This window comes from Flavihumibacter stibioxidans, assembly GCF_014332695.1.
GTDB lineage: Bacteria > Bacteroidota > Bacteroidia > Chitinophagales > Chitinophagaceae > Flavihumibacter > Flavihumibacter stibioxidans.
This window is the reverse complement of record NZ_MBUA01000031.1, coordinates 122,865-129,689: the sequence shown is the minus strand read 5'-3', so window position 1 is coordinate 129,689 and position 6,825 is coordinate 122,865. Positions and strand designations below refer to the sequence as shown.

The 6,825-nt window shown below is 46.6% G+C and carries 4 protein-coding genes; 3 read left to right on the top strand and 1 reads right to left on the bottom strand.

All coding sequences use genetic code 11. From position 1 onward, the window contains the following. The first annotated feature begins 257 nt into the window (after nucleotides 1-257). Nucleotides 258-3,704 carry a CCXG family PEP-CTERM protein gene (locus BC349_RS19580; protein ID WP_187258490.1) on the top strand — a complete coding sequence of 1,149 codons (3,447 nt, stop codon included), beginning with the start codon at nucleotides 258-260 and terminating at the stop codon, nucleotides 3,702-3,704. 13 nt (nucleotides 3,705-3,717) lie between these two features. Here the strand turns inward: BC349_RS19580 and BC349_RS19575 are convergent, their stop codons facing one another. Then, nucleotides 3,718-5,748: a hypothetical protein gene (locus BC349_RS19575; protein WP_187258489.1), complete on the bottom strand. Its 2,031-nt coding sequence runs from the start codon at nucleotides 5,746-5,748 to the stop codon at nucleotides 3,718-3,720. A gap of 111 nt (nucleotides 5,749-5,859) precedes the next feature. On the opposite strand from BC349_RS19575, the gene BC349_RS19570 reads away from it, so the two are divergent. Next, nucleotides 5,860-6,159, top strand: coding sequence for an ATP-dependent Clp protease adaptor ClpS (locus tag BC349_RS19570; RefSeq protein ID WP_187258488.1), 300 nt, complete (start codon nucleotides 5,860-5,862; stop codon nucleotides 6,157-6,159). Between the two features lie 4 nt (nucleotides 6,160-6,163). After that, nucleotides 6,164-6,820, top strand: a complete 657-nt coding sequence (gene aat, locus BC349_RS19565) for a leucyl/phenylalanyl-tRNA--protein transferase (RefSeq protein ID WP_187258487.1) — start codon at nucleotides 6,164-6,166, stop codon at nucleotides 6,818-6,820. The last annotated feature ends 5 nt before the right edge of the window (nucleotides 6,821-6,825 follow it).

Sequence of the window (6,825 nt, the reverse complement as noted above, 5' to 3'; positions counted from 1 at the left end):
AGCTGGTTCAGAGCAGCTGCCTTACAAGCAGCGGGTCCGCGGTTCGAATCCGTGTGCTCCCACCATGAAAGGAATTGCAATTTTATTGTGGTTCCTTTTTTTATTTAAGCTTGTTGCAATTCAGTCAAACGATTGCATAGCTATCCCGCAGGTTTGTATCCTCCGGAAATAATAATCTCCCCCTCCCCGACCTTTAGGCTTTTGGAAATTGTAATGTATATTGTAAGATCGGTCCACCCCTTAGACACCTATTTACTTTGAAGAAGCCAGCTTGCCTTTTATTATTATTTGTTTTTCTGTTGTTCAATCTTGAAAGCCCTGGCCAGAACAGCATTATAAATGATGATACAAGCGTTTGCCGCAATGAAATAATTCAACTGAATGCTGTTGCCGCGCTTGATTATAATTGGTATCCCAATACCGGCCTAAGCAACACAGGCATTCAAAATCCACAGCTTAGAGCTGATACCAGTCGTATCTATTACCTTGAAACAAAGTATTATTCCGATAATCTCGCATATAATGGGGATTTCGCAAAGGGGAATACCGGATTCTCTTCGGGATATATCTTTTGTAACACGCAAAACTGCCTGTCCTCATCCGATGGAATTGGATATTCCATAAGTACAGACGCCGGTTTTGCCCATGAATTCTTCATCGGGAAAGACCATACAACAGGAAGCGCTAATTTTTTGGTCGTAAATGGCGGTAAGCCAGGCCTCTCCGCCTGGAAACAAACTATTACAGTAGAACCCAATACACAATATGCCTTTGGTGCCTGGGTCAGCTCGGTCCTGGCAGATAATCCCGCTAAAATAAGGTTCGTGATTAACGGAATACAGGTTGGGCCTGCCTTTGCTGCGCCCAATTCGGTGAACCAATGGGAAAGGTTCTTTATTCAATGGAATTCCGGTTCCAGCAACCTGGCGGTAATTGAGATCACAGATGTTTCACCCCTGGATAGCGGTAATGATTTCGGATTGGATGATATCTTTTTCGGGAAAATCCTGGCTGGAAAAGACAGTATCCATGTCAGGGTGTATGATAGCCAGCCGCTGTTCATTTCCGATACCATTGGGTATTGCAAGGACAGTTTGGTGCTTGATGCAGGTCCGGGTTTTGACCACTATGAATGGAATACCGGGGAATCATCACAAAAAATTCAGGTTAAGCGTCCGGGAAGGTATCAGGTGATAGCTGGCCGGAATAGCGGTTGTGTGATAACTGATAGTGTGGAGGTGTCATATACTTTAGGGTTGACCACAAAACCATTGCATGCCTGTGGTGATGAACCTGTTGTATTAAATGATGCTGTTCTGGAAGATACCCGTGGAAAAGTCATTGAGTTTTTCACCGACAGTACTAAAACCTACCAGCTGAATTCTTCAGTTAAGATGAGTACCCGCATGGCTCTTCACGACCGTTTCAACACAGCCGAGGAATATAAAAACTATATAGATCAATTGGTACTTGCTCCGCCAACGGCAGGTTACGGGGATGTATATCTACCGGTATATAGCATGGTAAGTAATAGTTTGGTATTCAATGGATCCAAAAGTAATATCGCCTATAAATACACCATCCGTTTTTATGCCAGTAAACCGGGAATATACCAGTTCAGGACTTCTTTCGATTTCGGGTCAGGCGGGGCAATATTCCTGGATGGCAAGGCTGTTGCCTTTAATAATGCTGATATGTGGTGGAGGTTCAGCTGGGATCTGCCCGGACAGTCGTTGCAATGGAGCAGTTCCCTTGCGGTTGGAATGCATGAGATCCTGGTCTATGGAATGGAAGATTGTTGTGATGGCGGCGGAAGCGCAGAATACAGGGTACCCGGCGAATCCGAATTCCAGGCCTTTTCCACCCTGGCACAGGTAAGGGATGCCGGTACATATTATGCATCCCTGCACGATCCGGTAACCGGCTGCAGCAGGGATGCTGCGATCAGGGTCACAAGGTCTCCCAGGCCAACCATTGTGGTTAAAGACCCTGCACCTGTTTGCTATGGTACGACCGTAGACATAAGCAAGTCTTCCGTTTTTGAGGGAAGTGAACCCGGAATGATTTATTCATTTTTTAAGGATAAAGCCTTGAACCAGCCTCTCCCCGAGCCAGCTTTGATCCGGGATAGTGGTACATACTATATTAGCGGCCAGGATACCAGTTTATGCCGGAGTATGGCAATGCCTGTATTGGTGAAAATATATTCATTACCCAAGGCGGGTTTCACGCCCTCCCGCAGAACCGGCTGCACATCAGAATCAGTTTTATTCAGGAATACCTCCTGGGAAAACAGTGCCTATCGATACCATTGGTCATTTGGTACGGGAAACCAGGGTGATACTTCAGACCAGCGGGATGCTTCCTTTACCTATAACCAGCCGGGGAAATATGCCGTTACCCTGCGTATATATGCACCCGGAGATTGTTATACGGATTATACCGATACGGTCAATATTGTGCTTAGACCTGAAATGTCAATATCAGGTCCCTCAGAAGTCTGTACCGGTATCCCCGTTCAATATAATGGGCGTGCAAACGAGGCAGTCAATATCAGTAACAGGTGGATATTTGGCAATGGGAGCAGTGCTGAAACCCTTCAGCCTTCCATGCAGTCTTACGCCAATGCGGGCAATTATACCATACAACTGATTGGCACCACGGAAACCTGCGCAGATACGGCAGTATACCAGTTGAAAGTAAATCCAGCTCCTGTCATTGCACTGCCTGCAAGGGATATCAGGATTTGTCCGGGCAATGCGGCCGGATTATCTGCCAATGGTGGCATGCAGTATGAATGGTCTCCTGCAAACGGTTTAAATAATGCCAATATTGCCAACCCGCTGGCAAGTCCGTCTGTTGATACCCGTTATACTGTAAAAGTCACGACAACTAAAGGTTGCTCAGGTTCTGATTCGGTTCAGGTTACTGTAGTACGGCCATTTAAATTAACTGCTTCTGCTGGTGAAAGGATTTGTGCCGGCGAGCAGGTACGGCTACAGGCAGAAGGTGCCGACAGGTATGAATGGACTCCTGCTGAGGGCCTGAATTCTGTTACAGCATCGGATCCGCTGGCAAATCCGGCCGTAACCACCCAATACCGGGTGGTGGGATCAGACAATGACAATTGCTTTACGGATACAGCGGCCATTACTGTAACGGTTGATCCATTGCCTGTAATAAATGCAGGAAAGGATACCATTCTGATTGCCGGAGAATCGCTGCGGTTGAATACCCTGGCCAGCAGTGATGTAATCCGATATGACTGGACACCCTCAGCCTTCCTTAGTTGTACAGCCTGTCCTGAGCCCGTCACCACACCGGCCACTTCTATTATTTACACAGTTAAAGTATTTAATGCAGCGGGCTGTTTTGCATCGGATGACATAGTGGTAGGACTAAATTGTTCAGTCGACAATGTGTTCATACCCAATGGCTTCACTCCAAATAATGATGGTAAAAATGACATATTCTATCCACTGGGAAAGGGAATCCGGAAGGTCAGCTCCCTGCGGATATTTAACCGCTGGGGAAGTCTTGTGTTCGAACGCAAAGATTTTGGAATTAATGACCGCAGTGCGGGATGGGATGGCAGGGTCAACGGGATATTACAACCTGCACAAACCTTCGTTTATGCCATTCAGTTAGTATGCGATAACGGGCAACTGATTGACCTGAAGGGGAGTCTGAACCTGATACTTTGATCAGGGAAGCGGATTAAATATCTGCTGCTTTGCGTGGTTGGTGTGGCGGCAATAAAAAATCTACCGGATACTTCCTGAAATAGCGCCAGATTGTGCTGAAAAGCTCCGGGTAATCTCGCATCCTGAGGCCCCTTGATTTCATGGCAACAAAAAACGCCAGCGAAAAGCTTACAAAAAAGTTCAGGAAACCTATTCCTAAAACACCCAGGAATACGATTAGCAGGTAGCTCCAGTGAACAGGTTGTTCCAGCCCGAAATACCCGATTGCCGCATTACCCGCCGAAATGGTGATATGGCGGATATCGAAAGGGATCCCAAAAATTTTTCCGACAATGGACGACATGCCGAGAAAAAAACCAAGCGCTATGCTGCCGGTCAGGGGACCGGAATATTTATTGAAAAATTCAACCAGGCGGTTCAATTTTATTGGAGACATGGTATGGCTTAACACCGGATGATTCCTCAGTCTTTCCGTTAGCTGGCCATAAATGATATGATTCTCCACATAGCCTGAAATGATCCCGCTTAGAAACAGGAAAACGCCCGTGAAACAGGCATACAACAGGGCAAAACTGTGGTATGGATGCTGGTCTCCTAATAATTTCAAAGCCTGCTCGCCGTTTACGATCCTGTATCCCAATGAATACTCCATTAACCAGACAAGCAGGTAGGTCAACGGAAACACCACCAGGAGGTTACCCGCAAAGGAAGCGATCTGGCTGCGGGAGATATTGCCAATGGTGATGGCCAGGTTTTTCAGGTCTGGTTGTCCTTTGTGTTTTTTACTGTCGAGCGAATTGGCTACGGCAGATGCTGTAAAAGCTGGCTGTTTGGTGGCCAGGGTCGTATTGGTCCTGTCCATTGCCACAAACCCGGCAGCATAGTTCGTTGAGTACAGAAAACCCATCCAGAATGGCGGCAGAACCAATTTCCCGAGAAGATTCTTTATCACTGCCACAAAACTCACAATAAATCCCCCTCCAACAGCGCTGCGAAACAGTAAGCGAAATTCTTCAGGGTTGGTTGTAATGTATTTTTCCCCTCTCCTGCCCTTGTGTTCGGCAATCTGGTAGGCGAGCAGGCCCAGGTTATCGGAGAGGAATTCCCGAAGGCTGGTTTTTTTATTTTCGTTGGTTACGATGGTAATGAAATAATAGATGAATCTTTCCTCGTCGAACTGGTTATCACGATCAAGTACATCCGAAATGATCAGCATCCTGTCGAGCATCTGCTGGATGCGCACCATAAGAAATGTCTGGGCCAGGCTGGTGCCCTGGTAAACCCTCTGTTCTCTCAGCCAGATGATACTCTGCCTGCAATTATGCAATTGTTCCTGGAAATTATACAGTAACATCTGCATGTCCTGTTCGCTGGTATAAGGCTCATTCAGGTATCGCGAAATGAGCTGGTTCTGCTCCAGGAAAGGCGCGATGGCATCCTTATTCGTTCCAAACCGTTTTGCAACTTCCTTTTCGAGTCCCAGCGTCGCTACCCGATAGGATAATATTCTCAGGGCGTTTCGTAACTGGTCGATCAATTGCTGGTTGTTCAGGTTAACCTGCACCCGAAGCAGCCTGAAGAACCTTTTCCACAACGCGATATCAATACCTTCCACCCAGATATAGTCGGTAGGTTTATAAAACACTCTGCGGATCACATAAAGAAAGTCGGTTTTCTCCTGCAATTCAGGTAATATCTTATGCTTCAGTTTCCTGCCCAGTTCCTGTACAAATCCCCTGGAGCTGATCAATCCGCTTTCCACCAGTGCCGGAAGTACTTCGCTCTGTATGAACTGGGAGCGGATGGCTGACCTGAGTGTGATCAGTGAACTGACGTCCTCTTCCACCTGGTACAGCAGGGCGCGGAACCTGGTTTCTGCGTCATTGATGTTTTTGGGTGAGGATGGTCTGATCTGCTTTACCAGTTCAATGAGGTAGTCGAGTCCCCTGTCGGCCAGTAGTATAGGCAACACAATGGCCTTACCAGTTGGAAGGTTCCGGCCTTCCTTTTTTTCATTATGTTCCTGGTTGTCGGTACTGGTCATTGAATAGATATGCTGGCTTAAAATTACAAAGTAGACAACTCATATGCCATATTTGTTGCCTCTGGTAGTTGCTTTCTAAGGAATTTATAATTTTGTAACAAAGAGTACCAGATGCTGAATTACAAAGATGACCAGGAACACGAGTTTAAGGAAGAGGTAGATGTGCTGACGGAAACAGCGACTCCTTTTCAGCTGGTGGTATGGAATGATGAAGTGAATACATTTGAATGGGTGATTGAAACCCTTATAGCTGTATGCGGGCATTCGCCTGAACAGGCAGAACAATGTGCCATGCTCATTCATACAAAAGGGAAATATGCGGTAAAAAACGGCGAATACGATGAACTCAAGCCAATGTGTGATGCTATAACGGACAGGGGTATCGGCGCAACCATCGAAATTACGGCCTGATCCTATGCCGCTCAGTTTTCTAACTTCAGAACTGTTTTTCCCGCCGGTTTCCCAAGCCGAACCGGATGGCCTTTTGGCTGTTGGCGGTGACCTTTCACCGGAAAGAATTCTTTTGGCCTACCGTTCTGGTATCTTTCCCTGGTATGAGGAGGAACCGATTTTATGGTGGAGCCCCGATCCGAGATTCGTATTGTTCCCTGCCGAACTGAAAATCAGTAAAAGCATGCGCCCATTCCTGAACCGGGAAAAATTCAGGTTTTCGGTGGATGAAGATTTTCAACAGGTGATGAAAAACTGCCAGCAAATACCTCGTTTATTCCAGTCCGGAACCTGGATCAATAAAGACATGATCCAGGCTTATACCAGTCTTCACCGGATGGGCTATGCACACAGTGCTGAAGCCTGGCAGGATGGTAAACTGGTGGGGGGATTATACGGTGTAAAAATCGGCAAGGTATTTTTCGGAGAAAGTATGTTTTCGCATGTAAGCAATGCCAGCAAATTTGCTTTCATCAAACTGGTACAGCTTCTGGCAGAGAAAGGTGTGGTACTGATAGATTGCCAGGTTTATACCGAACACCTGGAAAGCCTTGGTGCAAGGATGATTTCCCGGGAGGAATTCATGGAAATCATCAGCAAGGCTATGCAGGCCGAAGGTTGATCTAC